Below are 24892 nucleotides of genomic sequence, written 5' to 3'. Positions count from 1 at the left end.
AGGCGCGATCAGAACAAAGACGCATTTTTACTGGGAGATTAGTCCTTTTGTTCGGCAACATGGTAAGATGAAGCTAAATAAGAAAAAGGGAGCGATTACCGTGAAGCCATTAGCGAAGTTTATCGACCAGACGTTATTGAAACCAGATGCGACCCAAGCCCAGGTCGATACCGTGCTGGCAGAAGCTAAAAAGTATCAGTTTGCGTCGGTGTGCATCAACCCGTATTGGGTGCCGCGAGCGGCAGCGGCACTGGCCGGCAGCGGTGTGAATGTCTGCACAGTGATCGGATTTCCCTTAGGGGCCAATACGACTTTTGTGAAAGTCGCTGAGGCCAACCATGCGTTAGATGAAGGCGCAGTTGAAATCGATATGGTGTTGAATATCGGCGAGCTGTGTTTTGGCCATGATGACCAAGTGAAAGCTGATATTCAAGCGGTCGTGGATGCCACACATGCCAAAGGCGGCTTGGTGAAGGTGATCATTGAAGCCTGCTTGTTGTCAGACGAACAAAAAGTGCGCGCATGCGAGTTAAGTGAAGCCGCCGGAGCCGACTTTGTCAAAACGTCTACTGGTTTCGCGCAAGGTGGGGCCACGGTGCATGATGTGGTCTTAATGAAGCAAGCAGTCGGCACCCGCCTGGGCGTGAAAGCTGCAGGTGGCATCCACACCTATGCTGAAGCTAAGGCATTGATCGATGCTGGCGCCGATCGGCTAGGCGCCAGCGCTGGCGTCGCAATTTTGAAGGAGGCAGCACAATGACCAAGTTCTCACGGGTGATCGCGATCGTGACGGATTCGATCGGGATCGGCGAAGCGCCTGATGCGGCTAAGTTTCATGATACCGGAGCTGACACTCTAGGGCATATTGGGGCTTATTTTGACGGGGATCTGACCTTGCCTAACTGGCAGCGGTTGGGACTGGGCAATATTGCCCGGCCGATGCCGATCTTAGGCGTCGGCCCGGTACCGCATCCGGCTGGTTATTTTGGTAAAATGTATGAGATTTCAGCGGGTAAAGACAGCATGGACGGCCACTGGGAAATGATGGGGCTGCCGGTCACAGCGCCGCTTGGCTTTTTCCCGGCAGGCTTTCCAGATGCTTTGATCCAAAAAATTGCCGCTTTTTCAGGACGCAAGGTGATCGTGAATCAGCCATATTCAGGGACTGAAGTGATCGCCGAGTACGGTGAAGAACAACTGCGCACTGGGGCTTTGATCGTTTATACCTCAGGGGATTCTGTGCTGCAGATCGCAGCGAACACCGCCGTGATCCCGCTGGCAGAACTGTACCGTATCTGTGAATACGTCCGCAGCATCACGATCACAGATTATCATATCGGTCGAGTGATCGCCCGGCCTTATGTCGGCGATTCACCAGCTAACTTTACCCGCACAAGCGATCGCCATGATTATACGCTGAAACCCACGGCGCCGACTGATCTGGATCGGCTGCAAAAGGCTGGGATCGCTACTTTTGGGATCGGGAAGATCAACGATATTTTTTCTGGGATCGGCTTAGACGATGGCGTGCATACGACCAGCAATGCTGACGGCATGAGCCAAACCATCGCTGCGGTCAACAGTGAGCGTACCGGCTTTATTTTCACGAACTTAGTTGATTTTGACGCAATGTATGGCCATCGCCGCAATCCGCAAGGTGATGGGGAGGCATTGATGGCATTTGATCAGCAACTAGGCGAATTAGTCGCCGCGCTGCAAGCAGATGATCTCTTGCTGATCACCTCTGATCATGGTAATGACCCAGAATTTCGCGGCACGGATCATACCCGCGAATATGTGCCGCTGATCGCGTATAGCAAGCAATTGCCAGGCGGCGGCGATTTAGGCGTGCGTTCACCGTTTGCAGATCTGGGCGCCACGATCTTAGATAACTTTGGCGTTGCCGGCAATGGCGTCGGCCAGTCGTTTTTGCCGTTGTTAAAATAAACCATACAACCGTCTGGACAGCTGGTCATATATAATAGGAGGAAGCCGATGAGCACACATCTTGAAGCCCGCCCAGGAGCGATCGCACCGATCGTTTTGCTGCCAGGTGATCCACTGCGGGCAGAATATATTGCAAAGACGTATTTGGACCATGTCACACGCTACAACACGGTGCGCAATGCGTTTGGTTACACCGGTGAGTATCAAGGCGTGCGCGTGTCGGTCCAAGCAACTGGGATGGGGATCCCATCGATCAGTATCTATGTCACTGAGTTGATCGTCGATTATGATGTGCAAGTTTTGATCCGGGTCGGGACTGCCGGCGGGTTAAACCCAGCTGTGCATGTGCGCGATGTGTTATTGGCACAAGGGTCGACGACAGATTCCAGCATTATTTTGAACACGTTTGGTCCGGGGATGTATTTTGCTCCACTGGCGGACTTTGGCCTCTTGCATCAAGCGTATGATCAAGCCCAAGCAATGGGCATCGCTGTTAAAGCCGGCAATATCTTAGGTGAAGACCGGTTTTATAATGACGAAATGGATCGGCATCAGCTGATCAAATACGGTGTTTTGGCGACTGAAATGGAAACGCCGGCTTTGTATTTGCTCGCCGCGAAGTACCAGCGCCGGGCATTGGCGATCTTGACCGTTTCCAACCATTTGGTCACCGGAGAGGAAACGACGGCGCAAGAGCGGCAAACAAGTTTTGATGACATGCTGAAGTTAGCCTTGGAAGTTGTAAAGGGATTGTAACATTTGGCCGAGTAATGGTGATAAAGCCGCTATCTCGGCCTTTTTTTAATGTAACAAAATGATAACGAACGCGCTTTCGGGTGCATGGCAAAAGCCATCGTGTTAATCTGAAGTTATCTATTAAGAAATCGTAAACATTAAAAAGAACATATGTTGAATGGAGGAGTTTGGATGACAGAGTCAAAAAAGGCCTTAGTGCTTGCCGCCGGCTTGGCGGGGGTAGCCGGTGCAGCAACACTTGCTGTGGCGCCTAACCAAGCAAGTGCCGCAACGACAGGGACCGTCACCTATTCACAAGGGGCGACCACCGTATGGCAAACCCCCGCGTTCAAAGCCGTCAAACGTTATGTCGTGCATAATCAAGCACTCGCTGTGATCGGCCAAAAAAACGTCAACGGCACAGTGTGGTATCAGATCGGGGCCAACGAATGGATCCCCGAACTTTACCTCCAAGTCTCCGGAGCCGCCCCAGCCGCTACCAAAGCTGACACGACTGCAACCGCTAAGACCTTTGCCGTGCAAGCGACCTATACGACTGGTGCAGTGACGATTTGGAATGAAACCAGCTATGCGCATCCGAGTGGCCGTTACTTGACGACTGATCAAAATGTCACTGCCGTTGCCACCGTGCAAGCTAATGGTGAAACATGGTATCGCTTGAGCAATGGCGGTTATGTGCCAGCTCGGTTTGCGGCGCCAGCAGGGGCCCAAAAAGCCGTTGCCGCTGCTGCGACTGCGACTAAAGCAGCCACGACTGTTGCCCCAACGACACCGACTGCGCCACAAGCAACTGCGCCTAAGGCAGTGACAACACCAGCCACCGCTGCCAACGATACCGCTAGTCAAGCAACGACGACACAAGCAACGCAAGCAAATACCACTGCGGCTGCCCCTGCGCCAAAGACGACGCCAGCGCCGACCGCCACGACGCCGGCGGCCACCACGACTGCGCCGGCAGCCACGACTACGCCAGCGGCTACTACTGCGCCGGCTAAAGCTGCGGCGCCGGCCCAACCAGCCACTGCGACACCAGTCAAGCCAACTGCCAATACGCAAGCAGCGACGACCACTTTGACTGTGACCTATACTCCAAGCGTGGTCTCAGAATGGCGCTCTGCGGCATATACGACACTTGCTGGTAAGTATCTGAAAGCTGGGGATACCGTTACTGCTGTGGGGACGACGACTGCTAACGGCGAAACCTGGTATCATTTGAGTGACGGCAATTATGTTTCTGCGCGCTACTTTGGCACCGCCGGCACCCAAGCCAGCGCTGCGGCTAAAGCAACTACGCCTGCGTCAACCACAACGGCCGCAAAGCCGGCTGCGCAAACGCCAGCTGCGCCTGCGACCCCAGCTAAGGCAGCCGCCACGACCACAACGGCTAAACCTGCGCCCACGACTTCGGCAGCCACCACGCCAGCCAAGCCGACGACGCCTGCAGCCGTGACCACACCTGCTCCTGCGCCCGCAACCACTAGCACCAGTGCGCAGATCCAAGCCGTAATCAACGTGGCCAAGGCCCAACTTGGCAAGCCATACGTTTGGGGTGGTAAAGGGCCTAGCGGTTTTGACTGCTCGGGATTGACCCATTATGCCTTTCTCAATGGCGCCAACAAGGAAATCGGCGGTTGGACGGTACCGCAAGAATCTGCGGGGACTAAGGTTTCGATCGCAAACTTGCAACCTGGTGATTTAGTCTTTTGGGGCAGTGCTGGAGCCACTTATCACGTGGCGATCTACCTTGGCGGCAACCAATACATCAATGCACCACAACCAGGACAAACAGTCACGATTTCTCCCATTTCCCCATATTTTGCACCATCATTTGGGGTACGCGTTTTATAATCAATCGCGCGCCAAACAATCGTGTTTCGGTTCTCAGCTTAAGCCTTCTTTGCCACAGTCATGCGATTTGTGGTCAAGAGGGCTTTTTTTGCTAGGGGCGAAACAACACATGATTGCAATTTCACAAGAAAGCGGTTACGATAGGTTTAACGTTAAACTTTAGCGCTAAACTAGGAGGCGTGGTATGGAAAAAACATGGACAGTTGCGACCACAAAGTGGGATCCTGCCGCTATCGTCGGTAATGGGAATAAATTTATGACCGGCAATGGTTATCTGGGCTATCGCGGCACGCTGGATGAATTTGAGGCCGAAGATTATGTGGCCGTCAACTTGCTCGGGCTTTACGACCGGCATGGATCGGCGTGGCGGGAGCCGGTCAACGCGCCAAATCCGTTTTTCACCCAGATCCGCGTGGCCGATCAGCCCCTCAGCGTCAAAACGACCCCGCTTGTGGCACACCGCCAGTGGCTTGATCTCAAGGCTGCGGTGCATCATCGCGAAACCACATTCGCCGTTGACCAAGCTCAGCTGACGATCGCCAGTACGCGGTTTGCCAGTGGGGCCAATGACCACCTTTTAGCGCAGCGTTATACCTTGACTTGTGATCAGCCGATGACGTTGACGCTGACCAGTGCGATCGATCTGGCGATTTGGGATATCAACGGCCCACACTTGACGGTGCAAACTGCAACGCCAGAAGCGGTGCAGTTGCAAACTGGTGAAGGCGAGACGGTTCAGGTCCAAACGCAGCTCAAGGGGCTGCCTCAAGGGACGCCTGTGGCCGATCAGCGCTTATTAGGCACCACTTGGACCTTGACCTTGCGACCTGAAGTCCCGGTAACTTTTGAGAAGCTGGCCTTGATCACGACCAGCCACGATCGCGATGTTGCGGCTTTCCCAGCTAGCTATACCGCTGCGCTTAAGGCGCATGAGCACGTTTGGACCAGCCGCTGGGCGCGCAGTGATGTCCAGATCAAAGGTGATGTGCAAGCGCAGCAGGCACTGCGTTATAGCGAGTATCAGCTGATGTTATTGGCACCGCATCACTTGGATATGTCGATCCCGGCGCGCGGCTTATCTGGCCAAACTTACAAAGGCGCAGTATTTTGGGATACCGAGATGTTCATGCTGCCGTTTTTCAATTACACCGATCCGCAAGTGGCCAGCAAGCTTTTGCGTTACCGCATCCGGACGCTGCCTGCTGCGCAAGCTAAGGCCAAACGGTATGGCTATGAAGGGGCTTTTTATGCTTGGGAAAGCCAAGAAGACGGGCGTGATGGGGTCAGTGACTACAATGTGACGGATGTCTTTTCCAAGCGGCCGATGCGGACGTATTTCGGCGATAAGCAGATCCATATTTCCGGCGATATTGCCTTGGCGTTGTGGCGCAGTTATCAGCAAACTGGCGACGAAGCCTTGTTGCGAGACGGCGCTGCGGTGATCGTCGAATGTGCGAAGTTCTATTATAGCTATAGTTATTGGAAACCAGACAAGGAGCGCTTCGAATTATTAGATGTGCTAGGCCCAGATGAGTATCATGAACGGGTCAATAACAATGCTTACACCAATAAGTTGGCCCAAACCACTGCAAAGATCGCGCTGGCGGCGATGGCGCAATTGGCAGCACTTGATCCCGCCGCATATGCAACCGCTTGTGCGCAAACCGCTTATCCGCAGTGGCAAGCGCGCATCGAGCAATTTGCGACGCACTTATATGTGCCGGCACCAGCGGCCAAGACGCAGCTGATCGCCCAGTTTGATGGCTATTTTGATTTGGAAAATGTCTTAGTTCCTGCTGTACGTGCCCGCTTGATCAAGCCTAATGAGTATTGGGGCGGGGCATATGGGGTCGCTGCTGATACCCAAGTGATCAAACAAGCCGATGTCGTCTTCATGTTGCAGCTGTTTGCCCAAGATTACGCGCAAGCAGCGCTGGCAGCGAATTGGCGCTATTATGAACCGCGTACCGAACATGGCTCCAGCTTGAGTGCATCGGTGTATGCGTTGTTGGCCACGAAGATCGGTGAATCCGATTGGGCTTACCCTTACTTTATGAAGAGCGCGACCGTGGATCTGACCGGGGATACAAAGCAATTTGCTGGCGGGGTGTATATTGGCGGCACGCACCCGGCAGCGAATGCAGGCGCTTGGCAAGCGGTCGTGCAAGGCTTTTGCGGGTTGCAAAGCGTTGATGGTAAGCCGCAAGTGCATGCGCGCTTGCCTAAAGGCTGGCAGCAAGTCAGTTTTTGTCTGCAGCAGCGAAGCCAGTGGTATCGCGCTGTGGTCACGCAAACCACCGCAACACTTACGCCGATCAGTGATCCGAGCTAGGAGGAAAATAGTATGGTCACCCTTAAAGAACTCGCACAGCTCGCCGGCGTCTCGACGATGACGGTGTCTAATGTGTTGAATCAGCGGACGGACAAAGTCTCCCCAGCCACCCGCGAAAAGATCGAAGCACTGGTGACACAGCTGCATTATGTGCCCAACCAAAACGCCCGCAGCTTAGCCGGTGCGGATTCGTTATTGATCGCGGTGATCGATTACACTGAAACCGTTGAAGATACGCAGCTGGTATTTTCCGCACCGTTTATGGCCGCTTTGATCAGTGAGCTGGAAAGTGCGGTCCGTGCGGCACATCATTTTATGCTGGTGCGGCATGTGAATTCAGTCGAAGAGATCGCGTTATTGCAACAAAATTGGCAACTTGCCGGGTTGGTGATCGTCGGCATGGCCCCGGCTTATTTGGCCAAAGTCTTGGCTAGTGTCCATGTGCCGGTGGCATTTATTGATACCCCGATCACGGCGATCGAATTAAAAACACTGGCACCCAAACAACGCGTTGGCGTATTTGCACTGGACGACGCCGGCGGAGCCAAAGCCGCGGTTGCAGAGCTGTTAGCCGGCGGAGCGAAGCATCTGGGCTTTTTAGGGTATTCGTTTACTGCAACCGGTGTGGAAAGCCGGCGCTTGGCAGGCTATCGGGAAGCCTTGCAAGCTAGCGGTGAGCCGGTGTATGTGTTGCCAGCAGGCGAAGCGGCTTTTGCAACGGTGGCTTGGCGAGCTGAACATCACCAATTAGATGCGGTGGTCACCACTGCTGATACCTTAGCAGCACAATTGATGGCGTATCTGCACGCGCATACCCGGTTAAAGATCCCGCAAGACTTGAGTATCGTCGGTTTTGACGATCAACCATTCGCCGCTTGGATGGAGATGACGACAGTTGCGCAAGACACTGCCGCTCGTGCCTTGGCAGCCGTTGATTTTTTAACGGTTTCAAAGACACCGCTATTGTTGACGACGCAACCGGTCAAGCTGATCCGCCGCGGGACCACAAGACAGCCCTGAGTGACGCGCAAACACGCTAAATGCCCCTTGATGAACGCTCAGAGTTCATCAAGGGGCATTTTCAGGTCATCACGTCAGCCAGCGGCCAATGATCGTCAGCCAATGTTCAAGTTGCAATTTGCGCACGGTGCCTAATCCGGGAAAATGATCCAGCGCCATCAGCGCTTGCGTCGCCGGCGTTTGGGCGTTTGGGTGCTGGGCTAACCAAGGCCGCAAAGGGGTCAAGGCTTCGAAAAACTTGGTGCCAGGATCGCGGTAGTCTTGATTGTTAACGGAAGTGAAGTGATGCAGCCATAACGCCCCTTGTCGCGGATACAGCAGATGTAAGGCGATCGCACGCTGCGGGTAGCCATGCTCGTCATAATGATGCGTGCTAAGCGGATAATCAGCAAAACCGCTGCCGGCCAGTGCCGCTTGCGGATATTGATAAAGCTCATCTTGGATCAGGTAGTAGTCTTCTGTCCGTTGGCGAGTCGGGTAGTGGTCTTCCAGATAAATCGCATGCGGATGCGCCAATGCTCTGACGCGCGCGGTATTGGGCAGCAACGCCATTTGATCTGCAGCCAGCAATTGGCTTTGTGCAAACGTCTGCGCGATAGTCAAACCGGTGGGTACGGCATCAAAATAGCGCGCCCAAGCGACAGGCGGCATTAGCGGCTGCCTAATGGGATAGCGCGGATGGGCCAATAAGCCATATTGGCCCACTTGGGGATTTTGAATGACGAATAATGGGTGTTGGGCTTTGGCAAACGCCGCGATCGTCCGCGGCAAAGCGGCGATGTCTTTGACCGGTTCGATGATGGGAATAATGTGCGCGCTCAATTGATTTTGGACGGCTTCGCGCAAGGCGATGAGGTCATATTGACGGCCGCGGATCACAGGGTAGTAGTTCACGAGTGCGCCTCGAGTTTGTAGTGGGCCAATTCAGCAGCGAGTGCATCCACTTCTGCTTGCAAAGCAGCGATGGTGTCATTTTGCAATTGGTCGGCAAATTGGTCGTAGAGATTGCTTTGTGGGTCATAGACATCGTAATGGTCGCTGCGCCGGCGCAATTCCTTGAGCAAGGCATCGTCACTAAACGGTGCCAAGCCTTGCGCCACGCGTTTGGCTTTGCGCACTTCGCGATCAAGGCTGGCGATGAAACGGTCATTTAACGCCGCTTCTGGCACTTGCAAAGCTTGGCGGCGAGCGGGTTTAGCGATCGTCAAAGCGCCAGGAGCAGGCACTGGTACCAAGCTGGCGGCCAGTGCGTCTGGGGCAAACGCTCGGTAGGTGAAGACCCCGATGTTGGCGGGGATCTCCGCTTTGAGCTGGGGGTATAAGCTCGCGGGAAACACGAAGTAATTATACTGGCCAACGAAGCTCAACTTGGCATGACTATGAAAATCTGCCTTTGTGACCTTGAGCTCAAAACAACGCCAAAGGTGACTGTCGCCATCATTTTGACGCACCAATGTGTCCACGATTCCAAGATCATTGGGCATGGTCACTTCTTCAACTGCAGTGGCGCCTTGGGCCTCCCAATAGGCGTATAACGTTTTTTCAAGGTCTAAAGTCAATGGTGTTTTCATGAGGATCCTTTCGATCAGTGGATATGCGACCACGAGGGGTGGTTATTGGACGCTCAGCCAAAAGTTGGTCAGCTGGCGGGCGAGTTCTTCGGTACTGTGGCTGACTTGCGCATGGGCCCAATGCGGTGGGAACAGCTGAGCATAATCCGGTCGGCAAAAACGCGCATCCAAAAGCAAGATCACTCCGGTATCGTGGGCCCCGCGGATCACGCGGCCACCGGCTTGCAAGACATTGTTGAAGCCCGGTAATTGATACGCATATGCGAAGCCATTGCCGTTTTGACGGTCGAAATAAGCTTTCAATTGGTCGGTTTCTGAGTTTAAACCAGGCAACCCGACTGAAACGATCGCCACGCCGATCAACTGGGCGCCTTTGAGGTCGATCCCTTCACTAAAAATACCACCCAGCACCGCAAACCCGACGACTGGTTCAGGATCCTCACGAAAATGGTCCAGAAACTGCGCCCGTGCTTCAGCATCCATGGCATTGCTTTGACGGACCGTTTTTAATGCCGGCTGCGCGGCTTCAAAAGCCGATGCGACCATGTCCAAGTAGGCGTATGAAGGCAAAAAAACCAAGTAGTGGCCTGGCTGGGCGGTGACCATCACCGTGAGACTGGCGATCACCGTTTGCAAGCTGGCAGCGCGTTGACGATAGGTGGTTTGGATGTTGGCTGTGACGATCACTGCTTGATGCGCTGCAGGAAAAGGAGACGGAAGCTGGTAGGCAAGGGAGTCTGCTGCGCCGCCTAAGACATCTTGGTAATAGGCCATCGGCGAAAGCGTCGCGGAAAATAAGATCGCCCCACGGCCTTTCGCCAATGAATCGGCGATAAAGGCGCTAGGATCCAGACACAACAACTTGATCACGAGATGCTTGGCATCGGCTGTGAGTTTGGTTTCAAAGCAGTCATTGTAAAAGTCATTGATCCGCAAGAAGCCTAAACAAACAAAATAAACCGGGAGTAATAAGTCGACGACCGCTTGTTGGTCAGTACGCAATTCTCCGCTCAGCCAATCGTGGATACTTTGACCTAGCCGATCGACCGCTTCGACAAATCCCGCTGCTGGTTCAGCTTCAAAACGCTCATGTTGATCGCCTAAAGATAACCGTACCACATCAAAAGCCGTCAATAACTTCGTTAAGTTGCCTTTGATCGCGGGCAATCCAGCCCCTTTGAATGGCTCAAGGGCGACTTTGAGCTGCGTAAAAGCCGCATCATCGATCGCTGCAGAATACATGTCGCGCGCGCGGCTGACTAAGTTATGCGCTTCATCGATCAAAAAGAAGTTGGCCGTGTCTGGTTCGCTAAAGAAGCGCTGTAAAAAAACGGCGGGATCAAACAAGTAGTTATAATCACAGATGATCACATCACAAAACAAACTCGCATCTAACGAAAACTCAAACGGATCCAGCGTATGCTTTTTGGCATAGTGTTCGATGGTCTTGCGGGTGAGCTGGTCTTCATTGGCCAGCAGGTCTTTTAAAGCCGGCTTGAGGCGATCGTAATAGCCGATCATATATGGATTTTTAGTGGGATCATCTGGTTCATCTGCAAAGGTGATCGTGTCTTTGGCAGTGAGCGTGATGCTTTTGGCATGTAAGCCATGCGTTTCCATCAAGCCCATAGCCCCTTCAGCAACGTGACGCGTGCTTTGTTTGGCGGTCAGGTAAAAACAACGCTGGATCAAGCCGGCGCCCATGGCTTTGATGGTGGGAAACAACGTCGAAATGGTTTTGCCGGTACCTGTCGGCGCTTCAACAAACAACCGTGTCGAGGCGAGGATCGTTTTGTAAGCGGCACTGGCTAATTCATATTGGCCTTTGCGATATTCTGGGAACGGAAAAGCTAAGGTGGCGATGCTGGCGTTGCGGGTTTGAATGATGTCGCTGCGCATTTTCAACCAATCGGCAAACTCAGCCAGCAAGTCGTCAAACATCAAACTAAGGGCTTGGGCACTGTGTGTTTCTGAAAACCGCGTCACTTGATCGTTAGAGGTTTGATAATACACCAGATCCAAGGTGATCTCGGCTAAATCGCGGTCTTGGCAAAGAAAGTGGCCATAAACACGTGCCTGCGCCCAGTAGCGATCTTTGGTGTTTTGCGGTAATTGTTCCCAAGCACGTGCAGATGTTTTGATCTCTTCGACGATCACATGCTCAGGGGTCGTTTGGACGCCATCAGCGCGCCCGTCGATTACGTAATCAGTGTCATTGACCACTACCGCGTGCTGCATGTAGACCTCTTTTTCATAGGACGCATCATAAGCAGATTGAAGGCGCCGATGGATCTTGGCTCCGATCAGCGCGGTGTTGTTCGAATTAGTCGTGATCGGGTTGAGATCGCCGGTGCGAACCGTAAATTCCACGAATTCACGCACGCCAATACGATTTTTAGCCATGTGCGCCCCCTCCTTTGCTCTTATCAGTATAGGACACTTGTTCGGGTTAGGAAACACTGTAAAAAGTTGAACCGTGATAGGCAAATACGCTATGATGGGCTAGACATGGAATATGTAGAAAGAACGGTGGACATGGATATCAATACCAAGGCGTTTCAAGACGCCGTTATGGATGGCAATTTTGCCACCTTCAACCAAGACATTACCCCGCAAGCGTTGAAAAAAAGCGGTATCGCCCAGGCCTTGCAGCCGGTATTTGCGGCAGTGGATGACGCGATTTCAGCCGGCAAGCTGATCCAAGCGCAGTTGACGATCACAGAAACAGAACCGACGATCGTGCGGCTGGAAACTGGGATCATTAATCTGCCTTTTGCTGATGCCAAGAAGATCATCAACTTCTTAGAACCAGAAGAAATGGTCCCCTTGCGGCTTTATTTGATCGTCGTTTCGCCGCATGTCAATGCTTCTGGCTTGCGGATCGACCAAATCGCGACCTTAGCAGATTATCAACAAGCCAAGGCTGCCCCGCAACAAGCGATCATCGCCGCAACAGAAGAAAAGTTGGCCACGATTGCGACCAACGCCTTGGCTCCTAAGCCAGAACCAGGGGCAGCTAAGCCGGCAGCCAAAAAGCCTGCGCGCAAGGCAGCTGCCAAAAAGCCTGCCCGTAAGCCAGCCGCCAAAAAAACGACGACCCGCAAACCTGCGGCCAAAAAAACCGCCGCGCGCAAACCTGCGGCGAAGTAAATAGGCTCACGATACCAACCAAACGCCTCTGTACCGCATTCGATTCGAATGTGATGCAGAGGCGTTTGTGTGTGTGCCGACCCGGCTTTTGCCGGTTGTGCCGCAGACGTAGTTGAATTGTTTAGGTCTAGTAACATTGCTGTAATGCAGTTTTGGTACACTCATCATGTTGTTAATTAAGACGTTTCCATGAAGTATGCGAACGTTTTGAATCCGGACTATGATTTTTTAGTCAACGTTAAGTCGCGATAAGCACGTCTGGTAACGTGATCGTGGCAGTCTTAGGGGGATATTTTTAATGAAATTGAGCAAAACCGCGACATCATTATTAGCTAGTACCGCAGTACTTGCCGGGGTCTTTTTGGCGCAAGGCAAGTCCAACAATGTTCATGCCAGCACCGTGATCGGCCAGATCCAAGCCAGCTATGTTTCCAATTTGCGCGCTAATGCTGGGACGAATAACCGCGTTACCGGCAGCATTCGTCAAGGCTCAGTTTATAACTATACCGCAACGGCTCAAGCTAGCGGCTATACTTGGTATCGCTTAGGGGTAAACTCTTGGGTTGCCAGCGCTGGCGTTGCCCCTAAAGGCAGTGCGCCTGCTGCACCAAGCACACCAGCAGCCCCTGCTACTGGCAGCAAGGTGATCGGTCAAGTGCGGATCAACTACTTATCCAATCTGCGTTCTAATGGCGGTACGAGCTATGGGGTCACCGGCAGTGTTAAGGCTGGGGCGATCTATAACTATACGACGACCGTTCAAGCCAATGGTTATACTTGGTATCGCTTAGGGGTGAACTCTTGGGTTGCCAGTGCCGGTGCGTCGGTTTATAACGGCAGCACGGCAACGGCACCAAGCACGCCAGCTGCCAGCAACACTAACGCCAGCTCTAAGGCGGCTGCAGTGATCGCTTTGGCTAAGGCACAACTGGGCAAGCCATATGTTTGGGGCGGCAAAGGTCCTAGCAGCTTTGATTGCTCTGGGTTGATGTACTACGTCTTCTTGAATGCGGCTGGCAAAAACATCGGCGGCTACACGGTAGCGCAAGAATCTGCAGGGACTCGTATCAGCTTAAGCAGCTTGCGGGCCGGCGATTTGGTCTTCTGGGGCAGCGCCGGCGCCACGTATCACGTTGGCTTGTACATCGGCAACAACCAGTTCATCGATGCGCCTCAACCTGGCCAAACCGTTCGTATTTCCACGATCAACAGTTACTTCATGCCTTCCTTCGGGTTGCGTGTCCTGTAATTTAAGCGGCCAAACGCTTACGGCGTCAACCAAAAAAACGCGTCATCATGTCGGGTATCGACATTGGTGGCGCGCTTTTTGGCATTGACAGAAACGTTCAGTCTGCTTGAGGGACGAGGCAATCATTGGGGTAAAGGCGTTGGAGATAATCGATGATCACCGCTTGCATGCGCGCGACGGATGGTGATTTTTGAGTCGTGGGGTTCATCACCAAACACAAGGTCCGCGCGAAGGGTTCGGAAAATGGGAAGGTGTTCACGGACCCGACTAATTTTTGTAACGCTAAGCGCGGTAAGACCCCTAGGCCTAAACCGGCTTCTACCATCGATAAGATAGATTGGTCATCAAGCGAATAATGTAACGAGTTCGTGGAGACGTTATAGCGATCAAGCGCTTTTTTTGTGTCCCGATCATAATCGCTTTGCTGCAAGATGAAGTTTTGGTGCGCCATGTCCCGATCGGTCATAAATTCGCCATTTTGCGGGGTGTAGGCGCTAGGGGTGATGCAGTAGATCGGATCGTTCAGCAACGGGATGGCGACGAGTTGTTTAGGCACCGGCATCAATGAAAAGCCGATATCGATCGTCCCCACGCGCACTTGTTCGGCGACTTCGTTGAAGCTGGCTTGCACCAAGTTAACATCGATTTGGGGATACTGTTTTTTGAAGGCTAAGATGATCGGCGGCAGCCAATTGTTGGAAACAGATGAAAACGCACCGATACGAATGCGCCCAGTGTTGATCCCATTGATGTTGTCGGCGATTTGCACGAGCTGATCTTCCAGGTTCAAGATCGCTTGGATCGTTGGCAAGATGGTCTTGCCATCAGAAGTCAATTCGACGCCGCTGCGATTGCGAATAAAAAGCGGGAAACCCAGATCCGCTTCGAGTTGGCTGACGCTGTGGCTGATCGCACTCGGGGTGACGTTCAACTCGGCAGCGGCTTGCATGAAGGTGCCTTTATCGACCACCGCGCTGAAAACTTCATAGCTAAAATTACTCATAAGCCCTCCTATTTCAACCGCTGAAGCCAATGATACCGGCATCTTTGTCATACATGAGGTGAATTCATGTAAACTTGACGAGGTTGAATTTTACTTCATCTTAGAATCTTTGTATGATGAAGTCAAGTTATCACCTGAAAGGAAGGGATCATGATGGAACTCGCACAACGTAATTATCAGACCTCAGCAGCAGGATTAGAGACACTGTTTGCCGCGTCGGCCCCAGATGTGATCTCTTTTGCTGGCGGTTATCCAGACCGGAGTTTATTTCCTCGCCAAGAACTGAATCAAGCCTTTAGTCGCAGTTTTACTAATGACGATAGCGAGCTGCTGCAATATGCTTCTACTGCCGGCTACTTGCCGCTGCGCCAGAAGTTAGCTCAGCGCATGTGCCATGATGGGATCTCTGCGACAGCCCAAGACGTGTTATTAACGCAAGGGGCGCAACAAGGGATCGATCTGACGGCACGGTTATTATTGAACGTCGGGGATGGGTTAGTAGTCGAAGGCCCTACTTATGTTGGGGCGTTAGCGGCGTTTGATGCGTATCAGCCGACTTATTATACCGTCCCTGTGGAAGCAGACGGGATGGATCTGCAAGCGTTGCAGAAGATCTTGATGACCAAACAAGTCAAGTTGATCTACACGATCCCTGATTTTCAAAATCCCACTGGCACGGTGATGTCCTTGGCCAAGCGCAAGGCGCTCGTTGCATTAGCCAACCGCTATGATGTCGTGATCTTAGAAGACGGCCCATACCGTGATTTGCGCTATACCGGTGAAAACCTGCCGCCATTGCGTCATTTTGATACTGAAGGGCGCGTGATTTTCTTAGGGAGCTTCTCTAAGATCTTGGCACCAAGTTTGCGCTTGGGCTGGCTGACTGCCAGCGCTGAACTGTTAAAACCGTTGATGGCCCTTAAAGGCGGCGCGGATGTAGAATCGAGCAACTTGATGATGCAAGGGATCGATAACTATTTGCAACACAATGATCTGGATGCGCATATCCAACAGATCCGGACTTGTTACCGTCAGAAGAAAGAGCTGATGGTCAAGACACTGCGAGAATATTTGCCTGATACTTGTCAGATCAATGATCCGCAAGGCGGCTTCTTCTTATGGCTGCAGTTGCCGGCAGGCTTTGATGCTGAAGCATTTATGAATAATAAGCTCTTGCCTGAAGCCAACGTGTCGTTTGTGCCTGCCAGTGTGATGACCCCAGGACAGGGGCCAAATAACGGGGCGCGCTTGAACTTTACCGGGCCGTCTTTGGCGCAGATTCGCTCTGGCGCTAAGGCACTGGGCTTGAGCTTGCGCGCTGCTTTGGCAAAAGCACAGTTAAGCAACTAATTTCCCAAAAGCAATAGGCTGGATCCGATTTTCGGACCCAGCCTATTTTGCATGGCGGCAATGATCCCAAGCCTTTGATTAGCGCTTATCCGGGAGTTGATCCATGGTGTGGTTCAACGCAGCATCGACTTCATTATTGTGTTGGTTGGTGGCGTGGCCTTTGACTTTATGAAACGTGACTTGATCAAAACGGTCAAGTTGCGCAAGCAGCGCTTGCCATAGGGTTGCATTGATCACCGGTTTGCCGCCTTTTTTCCAGCCGTTTTGTTGCCACTTGACCCACCAGCGTTGTTGCATCGTGTTGATGACATACGCTGAATCAGAATAGATGTCCACTGGGAATTCCGGTTTGGTGATCGCCTTTAGCCCTTGGATCACGGCCATGATCTCCATATAATTGTTGGTACGGCCATAATCGCCGCCGGTCAGCATTTTCTTGTGTGCGCCATAGATCAACAGCGCTGCCCAAGCGCTCTTATCCGTTGGCCGCACGGAACCACCTTTATTGTTGCCGGTATTGCGATTACCGCCGTCTGTGTATAAAATGATCGCATCCATGTTTTTTTCGACCGCCTTTCGTTTCTTTATTGTACGGTTGAAAAAGCGCCTGGGCAACTGCAACGCCAAAGGAGAGTAAGATGACACGTAAACTCATTGCCATAGACCTTGGCGGTACGGCATTAAATCAAGCTGGCACATTGAGTGCGGCCACGATCAAGACGCTGCAAAAAGCGCAGACGGCAGGGCACTTAGTGGTGATCACCACTGGCCGGCCAGATGCGATTTCAACACAGTTTTATGATCAGTTGGCGTTGAGCGGGCCCATGATCAACTTCAATGGGGCTTTGATCCACAAACCGCATCAGCATTGGGCCAAGGAGCGCCAAGCGGTGATTTCCCCAGCAACGGCGCTGGCACTACGCCAGTTTAAGCAAGAGTTTGCGATCCACTTGATGGTAGCAGAAGGCAAGCAGCTATTATTAGCCGATCACGGCTATAAAAACGTGCCATTTTTACCAGATATGCCTGCCCCCACGACCTTGCTAGACGAACAAGGATTGACGCAGGCGCCGATTTCAGTGACGATGTTCATTCAATCAGAGACATTAAAGCCGCTACAAGCTGCGATCCACGCGCGCTACCCAGAATTAACGCCGAAAACTTGGGGCGCTTGGCAAGGCCCGCACACCGCATTGGAAGTCACGGCCAAACAAACCAGTAAGGCGAAAGCCTTGGCATACGTGGCCAAGCAATACGGCATCGCGCAACAGGATGTGATCGCTTTTGGTGATGACCTCAATGACCAAGAAATGCTGGATTATGCAGGCGTCGGCGTCGCCATGAAAAATGCCCGCCCAGAGATTATAGCTGTTGCCGATGCGGTGACAGCACAAGACAATGAAGCCGACGGAATGGCGGATTATCTTGCAGAGTACTTAGCTTTATAAGGAGCGCGATAAGTTGCAAAAGCCAACAGCGCCACAATCAAGCCTTAGTTTATTAGGAATGTTTGCATTTTCGCTGATGTTGAATGGGTTCGGCAATGGGCTGACGGTTGCCTTGAATCTTGGCAGTGCGTTATGGACCGCCAGTGCAGTGAATCTGAGTCACATGTTTGCCGCGCGCTTATCTTGGGTCTTGCTGATCGAAGGCGTTGCAGTGGTGGTCGTCAACGCTTTGATTTTGGGGCAAGTCGACTGGCGGCGGATCTTAGGGAATTTCTTGTATATGGTGCCATTTTCCTTTTTGGTCTCTGGCTGGGCGAACTTGATCCGGCTGACGCCTATCATGACTTGGCCTTTAGCCGTGCGGGTGGGTCTGGACTTGATCGGCGTCGTGTGCATTGGCAGTGCGGTTTCTGTCTATCAACGCGTCAATATTATGCTGCATCCCAATGATGATTTTATGCAGATCATTCGCTTTCGCTTTCTGCATGGTAATGCTGCCGCGGCGCAGCCGGCATCGTTTATTCCACCGATCACCATCAGTCTGATCTGTTGGGCGCTGACCAAGCAATTATTTGCGGTGAATATTGGGACGTTGTTTTCTTTGGTGGCACAAGGGGCTGTGGTCGGTATGGCTGATCGTTTCGTGTTTCCCAAGCTGAAACATCGGCACTTGCACGTTTAGGTTCGCTTTCATGGAGATTTCATCTGATTGCCAGATTATCTTGGTACAATGCCATTAACAATCAGGATGAAAAGAGGAACCTCAGATGACGGATCACCACCTGACACGCCGCGAACGCTTATTCATTGGCACGATGTTATTTGGCTTATTCTTTGGAGCCGGAAATTTGATTTTTCCGGTATTTGTCGGTCAAGAAGCCGGCCATGAGTTATGGCCAGCTTTGATCGGCTTTTTGGTTTCTGGTGTGGGGCTGCCTTTGTTAGGGGTCGCTGCCATTGGGATCACGAAAGTCGATGGCGTCTTTGAACTGGCGCAAAAGGTCAACCGGCCGTTTGCCTATGGGTTTACGATCCTGTTGTATTTATGTATTGGGCCGTTATTTGCCTTACCGCGACTGGCGTCGATCTCATTTGAGATCGGCTTGACCCCGTTTGTCACCGCCAGCCGTGCCACGCCGGCTTTGTGGGGATATTCAGTGCTCTTTTTTGCGGTTGCTTGGTGGTTGGCGCGAAAACCGGGTAAGATCATGGTCTATGTGGGCAAGGTGCTCACACCGGCGTTTTTGGTCGTTTTAGCCGTATTGTTAGGGGCTGCGGTATTGGCACCGATGGGCAATGGCCAAGCGGCTCATGGCGCGTATCAGGCCGCACCGCTGGTGACTGGGTTTACTGCGGGGTATTCGACGATGGATGCTTTAGCGGCACTGGCATTTGGCATCATCGTGGTCAACGCCTTGCGTGAGCTGGGCGTGACAAAACCGACACAAATCGCCAAAGATACCGTGAGTGCCGGTGTCTTAGCCGTGGCGCTGATGGGGGTGATCTACGCCCTGCTAGCTGTGTTGGGACGCAATGCGCTGGGGACGTATGGCCGCGCAGCCAACGGCGGCGTGATCCTTGCTAATGTGGCCCATGCATATTTTGGCCAATTTGGGAACGCCTTATTAGCAGTGATCGTGATCATTGCCTGTTTGAAAACGGCCATTGGGCTGATCACTGCTTTTGGTGACACTGCCCAAGAGCTGTTTCCAGCATTACCCTACCAAGGGGTGATTTTCGTGGCGGCCTTGATCCCTTTGGTATTTGCCAATATCGGCTTGGATCGCTTGTTATTGTTGACCACACCAGTGTTAGTCGCATTGTATCCATTGGCAATCGTGTTGATCTTGTTAGCTTTGGCAAGCCCGTGGTTGGGGCAAAGCAAATGGGTGTTCAATACCGCGATCGGGTTTACCGTGATCCCGGCATTGCTTGACGGGCTCAACGCGATCCCGGCTAGTTTGCACACCGGCTGGGTCAAGCAAGCTTTATCGTGGGGTCATTGGCTTCCAGGCTTTAGTGTCAGTCTAGGCTGGATCGTACCAGCGGTGGTCGGAGTCGTGCTTGGCTGGCTGATCGGCCGCTGGCGGCAGGCACAACATTAACTCAATGCCCCTGATCCGTTTTCAGGGGGTGGGGTTGGCAAAAGCAAGGTGGCGGTCAGTGATATGCCGATTGCAGGCTTGTGCTTGAGCACACTAAGCGGCTGGCATCACTAGATGGAACAAAAAAAGGCCGAACGTGCGCGCACGTTCGACTTAAGTTTCTTATTCAGCTGAGGCTTCTTCTGGCGGATCTTCAATGACCCCGCCGCCGAAGTTCTTTTGGATGGCCTTAAAGTTGATCACGATCTTGAAATTCAACTCTGCGGCGTTTTGCTTATCGGCACTAGCGTAATCGGTGATATCCAAAAGGGCTGAGTTTTCGTAGACCTTCTGGACGGTGCCGGTGAATGGTTTTTCCATGTCTTCTTTTACTTTGCACTGCAAGGAATCGCCTAAATGAATATCTTCCTTCTTCATGCTATCAGATCCTTTCGCTCAATCGATATGATGATTGATGTCATGTATGCTATCCCATTTTCTTGAGGAAAACAACCTATAAAAGATAATATTCACAAATAATTCGGATTTGCCAAGTCGCTTTAATTTAGCTATCGTTATAGATGTGAGTAATGTGAAAGGATGGCAAACAAATCATGGCAACAAAGTTGATCGACGAACTGACTCCGGAGGCAAAGCAAAAAGCATTGAGTGACTTCACCGCATTTTACCTCGATAAATATCGGCATGAAGGGTTGGACTTGATCGCACAGATCGATGAAAAAGGGGACGTGGCAGATATCAATCATTGGTTGATGGCCAATCGCGCCTTTTCGACTGCTGAGTTGATCGCCGGCTTGCTGGCTAACCGTCGCGAGAATCTGACGGCATTACTGCGAGTATTGCAGACGCCATTCAATGAAAATGGCATTCCAGACACGCCTTGGAATGATTGGTTCAAAGCGACATTAGCAACGATTCCCCAAGGACGCTGAAGCGACGATTTTCGGAGGACACATGGAAAAATATTTGATCATCAGTGATATCGACGGCACTTTGTCGTTCGACCATCAACACGTCAGTGCCAAAACAGTCGCGGTTTTAAAGCAACTGCTGGATGCTGGCCATGCCTTTTATGCGGCTACCGGACGCATGTATAACCTCGCCAAGATCATGACCGCTCAAGTCGATCCGCGCGCGGAAGTCATTGCTTCTAATGGGGCGGTATATGATTTTAACGGTGAGCGGGTGCATCATTTGATGGGGGAGCAAGCACTGCGCGCCACCGAAGCCGCTGCTGGGCAAGCAGCGCTGACGGCGGTGTATTTCACGGATGATTCAGTCTATTACACCAAAACCCCGCAGCAAGCAGTAGTAGACACGCTCATGGCCTTCGCGAACACTGCCGCAGAAATTGCAGTGGAACAAGTGCATACCGTTAAGAATCTCTTGACGCATGCCAATGAAATCACCAATGGGATGATTGTGAGCCCCACGGATCCTGAGCCGCTCGTCAAGACGATGATGACTTTAGCCGCTAAAAATGTCTTACATTTATCCGCATCGGATCCGACGAATATCGAATTGATCCCTAAGCACATCGATAAATCTACGGCGATCGCTGAACTCCAAGCTAAAACTGGGATCCCGGCGAGTCGCACGATCGTTTTCGGGGATGGGCTCAACGATCTAGGGATGCTCAAAGCCGCTGGTATCAGTGTGGCCATGGGGAATGCAGTGCCTGAGGTGAAAGCCGCTGCGCGCTATCAGACCTTGGCGAATACAGAAGACGGGATCGCGCATTTTTTGAGCAACTACTTTTAAAACGCCTGATCAGCGGGCCAGTCGTGATGCGACTGGCCCGCTGATTTTACCTTGAGCCGGGTTTTAAGCGCATATTTTTGTGATTGGTGAAGGTCGTGGTAAAGTGGTCCTATACGAAAGGAACGGTGACGATATGTATCAAGCAAAAGCTGACCGTTATGCTCATGTGCCGGTGCGTCATGCCGGGAAAAGTGGCCTTGTATTACCGGCGATTTCGTTAGGATTGTGGCAGCATTTCGGGTCTAATGATCCGGTGCAGCCGCGCAAAGACTTATTGTTAGCGGCATTTGATCGCGGCGTGTTTCATTTTGATGTGGCCAATCATTATGGCAATGGCGATCATGGCGGCGGATACGGCACAAGTGAAACCATGCTGGGCCAAGTTTTGGCTGGTGAGTTGAAGCCATACCGAGATGAATTAGTGATCGCGACAAAAGTCGGCTATGAGATCCATCCTGGTCCGTTTGGGGTCGGGACTTCACGCAAAGCCGTGTTGCAAGGGATCGACGACTCATTGCGGCGGTTGCAAACCGATTATGTGGATATTTATTATGCCCATCGGTTCGATGACCAAACCCCGTTAGCTGAAACCGTGCAAGCGCTTGATGCGGTAGTGCGGCAAGGCAAGGCATTGTATATTGGGATCTCCAACTTTGATACCGATCAAGCGCAACAAGCATTGGCGATGTTTCATGAGTTGAAGACCCCTGTCGTATTGGATCAAATGAGCTACAATATGTTTAATCGCAGTGTCGAAACGACCGGGTTGCTGACGACCTTGCGCGCTGCTGGCGCTGGCGTGATCGCTTATGGGCCACTTTCAGAAGGTTTGTTGAGTGAGCGGTATCTGCAAGGGATCCCGGCTGATTTCAAGATCCATCCCACTAATCGTGAAACGTTTGCGGATGGTAAAGACGCAGTCGTTGCCAAACTCAAGCGCCTCAATGCGCTTGCCCAAGATCGTGGCCAGACCTTGTCGCAACTGGCTTTAGCCTGGTTGTTGCGCGATCAAGTGGTGGCCAGTGTGATCATCGGGACTACGAGTGTAGCGCATTTGGAAGACAACCTCGGCGCCGTGGCCAACCTGGACTTTACACCAGATGAACTCGCAGAGATCGATAACATTTTGGCCTAGCGATTTTGTCACTGGCGCCAAAAACAAGCGGCATTGCCACCTCCTATAAGGAAGTGTGCAATGCCGCTTGTCTGTGATGGCTGTCATTGCGGCTCTTTGGGACTCAAGCAAGCGTTAGCTGCCATCAGTAGTTTTTCTAATTTGCGAAACCGCTTCTTCCCTAAGCCGGCGCGTAACGTCGTCAAGGGCTTTAAATAAGCTTCAGCACAATTATCAACGACTGCGCGGCCGGCAGCAGTCAAGTGAATGGTGAAACTGCGCAAGTCAGCAGCATCGCGCTGTTTGCTCACCAACCCGGCAGCCACCAAAGGGGTGAGTGTCTTGGTGATCGCTGCCCGCGACACTTGCCATTGGGCGGCTAAGCCGCTGGGAGTGGGCGCTTGCTCGTGATTGGCCAGCCAAAATAAGAGGTTGAGTTCAGGTAAAGGCCGCGCAGCAGCAGTTGGCGGCAATAAGCGAATGAATTGTTGAAAGGTGAGACTGGCGCGCATCGTTTTATCTGCCATGGCACGGCCTCCTTTAGATGGATCGTCTGTACTTTAAGCATACGAGATCGCTAGGATAAAAAGCAAAGGATAAGGGTCATGATCGATCAATTGATACTCAAACAATACGCCGATCAAATCGCGGCACAAGATCATAGCGGGCATGCTGATGATCATCTTGCACGCGTCGTCTTGAATGCCCAGCGCTTGCTGGCTGATGTGCCTCAAGCAGATGCGCAGATCGTTTTAGCAGCAGCACAGTTGCATGACAGCTATGATGATAAACTTGTCAAAGATGTGGCAGGAGCCAAACAGCAGACGCAAACCGCCTTAAAGCGTGCAGGGGCTAGTGCACAACAGCAACAAGCAATCTTAACGATCATCGATCATATGGGGTTTAAAGCCAATTTAGCCCAGCACCAAGTGCTTAGCATAGAAGGCCAGTTGGTCCAAGATGCTGACCGGTTGGATGCTCTTGGTGCGATCGGGATCGGGCGGACGTTTATGTATGGTGGTGCACATGGCAGCCGCATGTATGCTGCCGACATGCCTGTGCGCTGGCAACTCGATGCGGCAGCTTATCGTGATGATGAGTCCACAGTGATCAATCATTTCTATGAAAAGCTCTTCAAACTTGCCGAGCAGATGAACACGCCTGCAGGGCGGCGGATAGCGGCGCAGCGGACGGCGGTGATGCAGGATTTTGTCCGCGAATTCCTTGCAGAATGGCAAGGGGAAAAATGAACTTTTTCGTGCAAAAGGGTTGCATGATGTATGCAGATATTGTATATTGATTGAGCGGTTGTTTTTACCAACCACAACGGATATGCCGTCTTAGCTCAGTAGGTAGAGCGCATCCATGGTAAGGATGAGGTCGCTGGTTCGAATCCAGTAGACGGCAGCATCGCCCAACTATTACGGTTGGGCTTTTTTTATTATTATGCACCGGATACGCGAAAGGAGCTGTCTATGACCATCGGAAAATTTCTGGGCCGGATCGCGGCCGTTGTGGCTTTATTTGCTTTGTATAGTGTTGCGCAAGCTATTAGTGTCGTGCCGACGATCGTCACCAATGGTAAAGCGGGTGCCTTGATCGTGGCCGGTGTGTTTACGATCGCGTTTGGTGGGTTATTATACTTGCTGGCGGCGGTGTATCAATATTTCTTGCGTTTTGAAAAGCCCGCCGTTTATGGTCCTAGACATTTAGATAAAAAAGTCGCCCGATTCATGGTCGGCATGGTGTTGGCTTTGGCAGCGACGCAACTGCTTAACGGGATCGGCTTACAATTGCACTGGACGCAAGAAGCAAGCAATCAAGAGGCATTGACCGCCCTATTGAAACAAGCCCCTTTGGCAATGGTATTAGTTGCCGTCGTCGGGGCACCGCCAGTGGAAGAACTCTTGTTTCGCGGTTTATTGATGCATTGCTTCCCGCATCAAGACCAGCGCGGATGGCTTTGGTTTAGCGGCAGCGTATCTGCTTTGGTCTTTGGGTTGTTGCACGCAGGGCCCAGCGAACCGTTTGCCTGGGCGCTTTATACGGCGATGGGCGCAATATTTGCCGCCACATATGCCTATACGAAAGACATCCGCTACAGCATGACGCTGCATTTTCTCAATAACTTCATCGCGCTGTTTTTGTAACTAAGCGGCATGACGGATTTACACTGTAAGTGCAACAAATTAGCCAAATAGAAAAGACTCGTAGCCTGAGTCCTTGTAAAATGAAATC

24 protein-coding genes and 1 tRNA gene are annotated in these 24892 nt (G+C 52.1%); 18 read left to right on the top strand and 7 right to left on the bottom strand.

Features of this window, described 5'->3' with window-relative positions; genetic code table 11:
• The first annotated feature begins 67 nt into the window (after positions 1-67).
• The 6 genes from deoC to EKM91_RS09575 all read left to right on the top strand — a co-directional run bounded on the left by deoC (position 68) and on the right by EKM91_RS09575 (position 7903).
• Entirely contained in the window at positions 68-760 is a 693-nt protein-coding gene (gene deoC, locus EKM91_RS09600; protein ID WP_125753333.1) for a deoxyribose-phosphate aldolase, read from the top strand.
• The gene (locus EKM91_RS09595) at positions 757-1947 is read left to right on the top strand and encodes a phosphopentomutase (protein WP_125753330.1); all 1191 of its coding nucleotides are present in this window, start codon (positions 757-759) and stop codon (positions 1945-1947) included. Before deoC ends, EKM91_RS09595 begins: the two co-directional genes overlap by 4 nt.
• A 48-nt stretch (positions 1948-1995) precedes the next feature.
• Complete coding sequence (gene deoD / locus EKM91_RS09590; RefSeq protein WP_125753327.1) at positions 1996-2703, top strand: purine-nucleoside phosphorylase; 708 nt, start codon at positions 1996-1998, stop codon at positions 2701-2703.
• Positions 2704-2874: 171 nt separating this feature from the next.
• Positions 2875-4551, top strand: a complete 1677-nt coding sequence (locus EKM91_RS09585; RefSeq protein WP_125753323.1) for a C40 family peptidase — start codon at positions 2875-2877, stop codon at positions 4549-4551.
• Positions 4552-4735: 184 nt separating this feature from the next.
• A complete protein-coding gene (locus EKM91_RS09580; RefSeq protein ID WP_125753320.1) occupies positions 4736-6883 on the top strand; it encodes a glycoside hydrolase family 65 protein in 2148 nt (715 codons plus the stop codon).
• Between the two features lie 12 nt (positions 6884-6895).
• Positions 6896-7903: a LacI family DNA-binding transcriptional regulator gene (locus EKM91_RS09575; protein WP_125753317.1), complete on the top strand. Its 1008-nt coding sequence runs from the start codon at positions 6896-6898 to the stop codon at positions 7901-7903.
• A gap of 69 nt (positions 7904-7972) precedes the next feature.
• On the opposite strand, the gene EKM91_RS09570 is transcribed toward EKM91_RS09575, so the two are convergent.
• From EKM91_RS09570 to EKM91_RS09560, 3 genes are read right to left on the bottom strand one after another with little or no spacing between them, the layout of a single operon-like run.
• Positions 7973-8797, bottom strand: a complete 825-nt coding sequence (locus EKM91_RS09570) for a sce7725 family protein (protein WP_125753315.1) — start codon at positions 8795-8797, stop codon at positions 7973-7975.
• Positions 8794-9474 carry a hypothetical protein gene (locus tag EKM91_RS09565; protein ID WP_125753312.1) on the bottom strand — a complete coding sequence of 227 codons (681 nt, stop codon included), beginning with the start codon at positions 9472-9474 and terminating at the stop codon, positions 8794-8796. Before EKM91_RS09565 ends, EKM91_RS09570 begins: the two co-directional genes overlap by 4 nt.
• A gap of 42 nt (positions 9475-9516) precedes the next feature.
• Positions 9517-11877, bottom strand: coding sequence for an ATP-dependent DNA helicase (locus tag EKM91_RS09560; RefSeq protein WP_125753309.1), 2361 nt, complete (start codon positions 11875-11877; stop codon positions 9517-9519).
• A 105-nt stretch (positions 11878-11982) separates the two neighbouring features.
• On the opposite strand from EKM91_RS09560, the gene EKM91_RS09555 reads away from it, so the two are divergent.
• Both EKM91_RS09555 and EKM91_RS14190 read left to right on the top strand, forming a co-directional pair.
• Positions 11983-12624: a hypothetical protein gene (locus tag EKM91_RS09555; RefSeq protein ID WP_225419489.1), complete on the top strand. Its 642-nt coding sequence runs from the start codon at positions 11983-11985 to the stop codon at positions 12622-12624.
• A gap of 298 nt (positions 12625-12922) precedes the next feature.
• The gene (locus EKM91_RS14190) at positions 12923-13873 is read left to right on the top strand and encodes a C40 family peptidase (protein WP_125753306.1); all 951 of its coding nucleotides are present in this window, start codon (positions 12923-12925) and stop codon (positions 13871-13873) included.
• A 97-nt stretch (positions 13874-13970) separates the two neighbouring features.
• On the opposite strand, the gene EKM91_RS09545 is transcribed toward EKM91_RS14190, so the two are convergent.
• The gene (locus tag EKM91_RS09545; protein ID WP_125753303.1) at positions 13971-14876 is read right to left on the bottom strand and encodes a LysR family transcriptional regulator; all 906 of its coding nucleotides are present in this window, start codon (positions 14874-14876) and stop codon (positions 13971-13973) included.
• A gap of 153 nt (positions 14877-15029) precedes the next feature.
• On the opposite strand from EKM91_RS09545, the gene EKM91_RS09540 reads away from it, so the two are divergent.
• On the top strand, positions 15030-16226 hold the full coding sequence (locus tag EKM91_RS09540; protein ID WP_125753389.1) for an aminotransferase-like domain-containing protein: 1197 nt from the start codon (positions 15030-15032) through the stop codon (positions 16224-16226).
• A 78-nt stretch (positions 16227-16304) separates the two neighbouring features.
• Here the strand turns inward: EKM91_RS09540 and EKM91_RS09535 are convergent, their stop codons facing one another.
• The gene (locus EKM91_RS09535; protein WP_125753300.1) at positions 16305-16784 is read right to left on the bottom strand and encodes a ribonuclease H family protein; all 480 of its coding nucleotides are present in this window, start codon (positions 16782-16784) and stop codon (positions 16305-16307) included.
• A gap of 80 nt (positions 16785-16864) precedes the next feature.
• Here EKM91_RS09535 and EKM91_RS09530 point away from each other — a divergent pair, with 80 nt between their 5' ends.
• The 3 genes from EKM91_RS09530 (at position 16865) to brnQ (ending at position 19779) form a co-directional block, all read left to right on the top strand.
• Positions 16865-17674: a Cof-type HAD-IIB family hydrolase gene (locus tag EKM91_RS09530; protein WP_125753297.1), complete on the top strand. Its 810-nt coding sequence runs from the start codon at positions 16865-16867 to the stop codon at positions 17672-17674.
• 13 nt (positions 17675-17687) lie between these two features.
• On the top strand, positions 17688-18356 hold the full coding sequence (locus EKM91_RS09525; RefSeq protein WP_225419488.1) for a DUF6198 family protein: 669 nt from the start codon (positions 17688-17690) through the stop codon (positions 18354-18356).
• A gap of 85 nt (positions 18357-18441) precedes the next feature.
• Entirely contained in the window at positions 18442-19779 is a 1338-nt protein-coding gene (gene brnQ / locus EKM91_RS09520) for a branched-chain amino acid transport system II carrier protein (protein WP_125753293.1), read from the top strand.
• Positions 19780-19941: 162 nt separating this feature from the next.
• On the opposite strand, the gene EKM91_RS09515 is transcribed toward brnQ, so the two are convergent.
• Entirely contained in the window at positions 19942-20196 is a 255-nt protein-coding gene (locus EKM91_RS09515; protein ID WP_125753290.1) for a DUF2187 domain-containing protein, read from the bottom strand.
• Positions 20197-20372: 176 nt separating this feature from the next.
• Between EKM91_RS09515 and EKM91_RS09510 the strand changes: the two genes are divergently transcribed.
• The 3 genes from EKM91_RS09510 (at position 20373) to EKM91_RS09500 (ending at position 22675) form a co-directional block, all read left to right on the top strand.
• Complete coding sequence (locus EKM91_RS09510) at positions 20373-20711, top strand: hypothetical protein (RefSeq protein ID WP_125753287.1); 339 nt, start codon at positions 20373-20375, stop codon at positions 20709-20711.
• A gap of 22 nt (positions 20712-20733) precedes the next feature.
• Complete coding sequence (locus tag EKM91_RS09505; RefSeq protein ID WP_125753285.1) at positions 20734-21540, top strand: HAD family hydrolase; 807 nt, start codon at positions 20734-20736, stop codon at positions 21538-21540.
• Between the two features lie 133 nt (positions 21541-21673).
• Entirely contained in the window at positions 21674-22675 is a 1002-nt protein-coding gene (locus tag EKM91_RS09500) for an aldo/keto reductase (protein ID WP_125753282.1), read from the top strand.
• Positions 22676-22758: 83 nt separating this feature from the next.
• Here EKM91_RS09500 and EKM91_RS09495 read toward each other — a convergent pair whose 3' ends face one another.
• Positions 22759-23181 (bottom strand): MarR family winged helix-turn-helix transcriptional regulator, encoded by a 423-nt coding sequence (locus EKM91_RS09495; protein WP_125753278.1) that lies wholly within the window; start codon positions 23179-23181, stop codon positions 22759-22761.
• Between the two features lie 78 nt (positions 23182-23259).
• Here EKM91_RS09495 and EKM91_RS09490 point away from each other — a divergent pair, with 78 nt between their 5' ends.
• From EKM91_RS09490 to EKM91_RS09480, 3 genes are all read left to right on the top strand, one after another.
• The gene (locus tag EKM91_RS09490) at positions 23260-23904 is read left to right on the top strand and encodes an HD domain-containing protein (RefSeq protein ID WP_125753275.1); all 645 of its coding nucleotides are present in this window, start codon (positions 23260-23262) and stop codon (positions 23902-23904) included.
• Positions 23905-23988: 84 nt separating this feature from the next.
• A tRNA-Thr gene (locus EKM91_RS09485) sits at positions 23989-24061 on the top strand.
• Positions 24062-24129: 68 nt separating this feature from the next.
• Positions 24130-24804, top strand: a complete 675-nt coding sequence (locus EKM91_RS09480; RefSeq protein WP_125753272.1) for a CPBP family intramembrane glutamic endopeptidase — start codon at positions 24130-24132, stop codon at positions 24802-24804.
• Positions 24805-24892: the final 88 nt, after the last annotated feature.

It is taken from the genome of Lacticaseibacillus baoqingensis (assembly GCF_003946165.1).
GTDB lineage: Bacteria > Bacillota > Bacilli > Lactobacillales > Lactobacillaceae > Lacticaseibacillus > Lacticaseibacillus baoqingensis.
Note: the sequence above shows the minus strand (reverse complement) of the source record. Positions and strands in the feature narration are given on the sequence as shown.

Coding starts and splice junctions, on each gene's coding strand:
- EKM91_RS09500 (WP_125753282.1), top strand. CDS start 21,674: ATGTATCAAGCAAAAGCTGACCGTTATGCTCATGTGCCGGTGCGTCAT.
- brnQ (WP_125753293.1), top strand. CDS start 18,442: ATGACGGATCACCACCTGACACGCCGCGAACGCTTATTCATTGGCACG.
- EKM91_RS09505 (WP_125753285.1), top strand. CDS start 20,734: ATGGAAAAATATTTGATCATCAGTGATATCGACGGCACTTTGTCGTTC.
- EKM91_RS09530 (WP_125753297.1), top strand. CDS start 16,865: ATGACACGTAAACTCATTGCCATAGACCTTGGCGGTACGGCATTAAAT.
- EKM91_RS09580 (WP_125753320.1), top strand. CDS start 4,736: ATGGAAAAAACATGGACAGTTGCGACCACAAAGTGGGATCCTGCCGCT.
- EKM91_RS09535 (WP_125753300.1), bottom strand. CDS start 16,784: ATGGATGCGATCATTTTATACACAGACGGCGGTAATCGCAATACCGGC.
- EKM91_RS09480 (WP_125753272.1), top strand. CDS start 24,130: ATGACCATCGGAAAATTTCTGGGCCGGATCGCGGCCGTTGTGGCTTTA.
- EKM91_RS09495 (WP_125753278.1), bottom strand. CDS start 23,181: ATGGCAGATAAAACGATGCGCGCCAGTCTCACCTTTCAACAATTCATT.
- EKM91_RS09510 (WP_125753287.1), top strand. CDS start 20,373: ATGGCAACAAAGTTGATCGACGAACTGACTCCGGAGGCAAAGCAAAAA.
- EKM91_RS09545 (WP_125753303.1), bottom strand. CDS start 14,876: ATGAGTAATTTTAGCTATGAAGTTTTCAGCGCGGTGGTCGATAAAGGC.
- EKM91_RS09565 (WP_125753312.1), bottom strand. CDS start 9,474: ATGAAAACACCATTGACTTTAGACCTTGAAAAAACGTTATACGCCTAT.
- EKM91_RS09560 (WP_125753309.1), bottom strand. CDS start 11,877: ATGGCTAAAAATCGTATTGGCGTGCGTGAATTCGTGGAATTTACGGTT.
- EKM91_RS09490 (WP_125753275.1), top strand. CDS start 23,260: ATGATCGATCAATTGATACTCAAACAATACGCCGATCAAATCGCGGCA.
- EKM91_RS09595 (WP_125753330.1), top strand. CDS start 757: ATGACCAAGTTCTCACGGGTGATCGCGATCGTGACGGATTCGATCGGG.
- EKM91_RS09575 (WP_125753317.1), top strand. CDS start 6,896: ATGGTCACCCTTAAAGAACTCGCACAGCTCGCCGGCGTCTCGACGATG.
- EKM91_RS09540 (WP_125753389.1), top strand. CDS start 15,030: ATGGAACTCGCACAACGTAATTATCAGACCTCAGCAGCAGGATTAGAG.
- EKM91_RS09515 (WP_125753290.1), bottom strand. CDS start 20,196: ATGAAGAAGGAAGATATTCATTTAGGCGATTCCTTGCAGTGCAAAGTA.
- EKM91_RS09585 (WP_125753323.1), top strand. CDS start 2,875: ATGACAGAGTCAAAAAAGGCCTTAGTGCTTGCCGCCGGCTTGGCGGGG.
- deoC (WP_125753333.1), top strand. CDS start 68: ATGAAGCTAAATAAGAAAAAGGGAGCGATTACCGTGAAGCCATTAGCG.
- EKM91_RS09555 (WP_225419489.1), top strand. CDS start 11,983: ATGGAATATGTAGAAAGAACGGTGGACATGGATATCAATACCAAGGCG.
- EKM91_RS14190 (WP_125753306.1), top strand. CDS start 12,923: ATGAAATTGAGCAAAACCGCGACATCATTATTAGCTAGTACCGCAGTA.
- deoD (WP_125753327.1), top strand. CDS start 1,996: ATGAGCACACATCTTGAAGCCCGCCCAGGAGCGATCGCACCGATCGTT.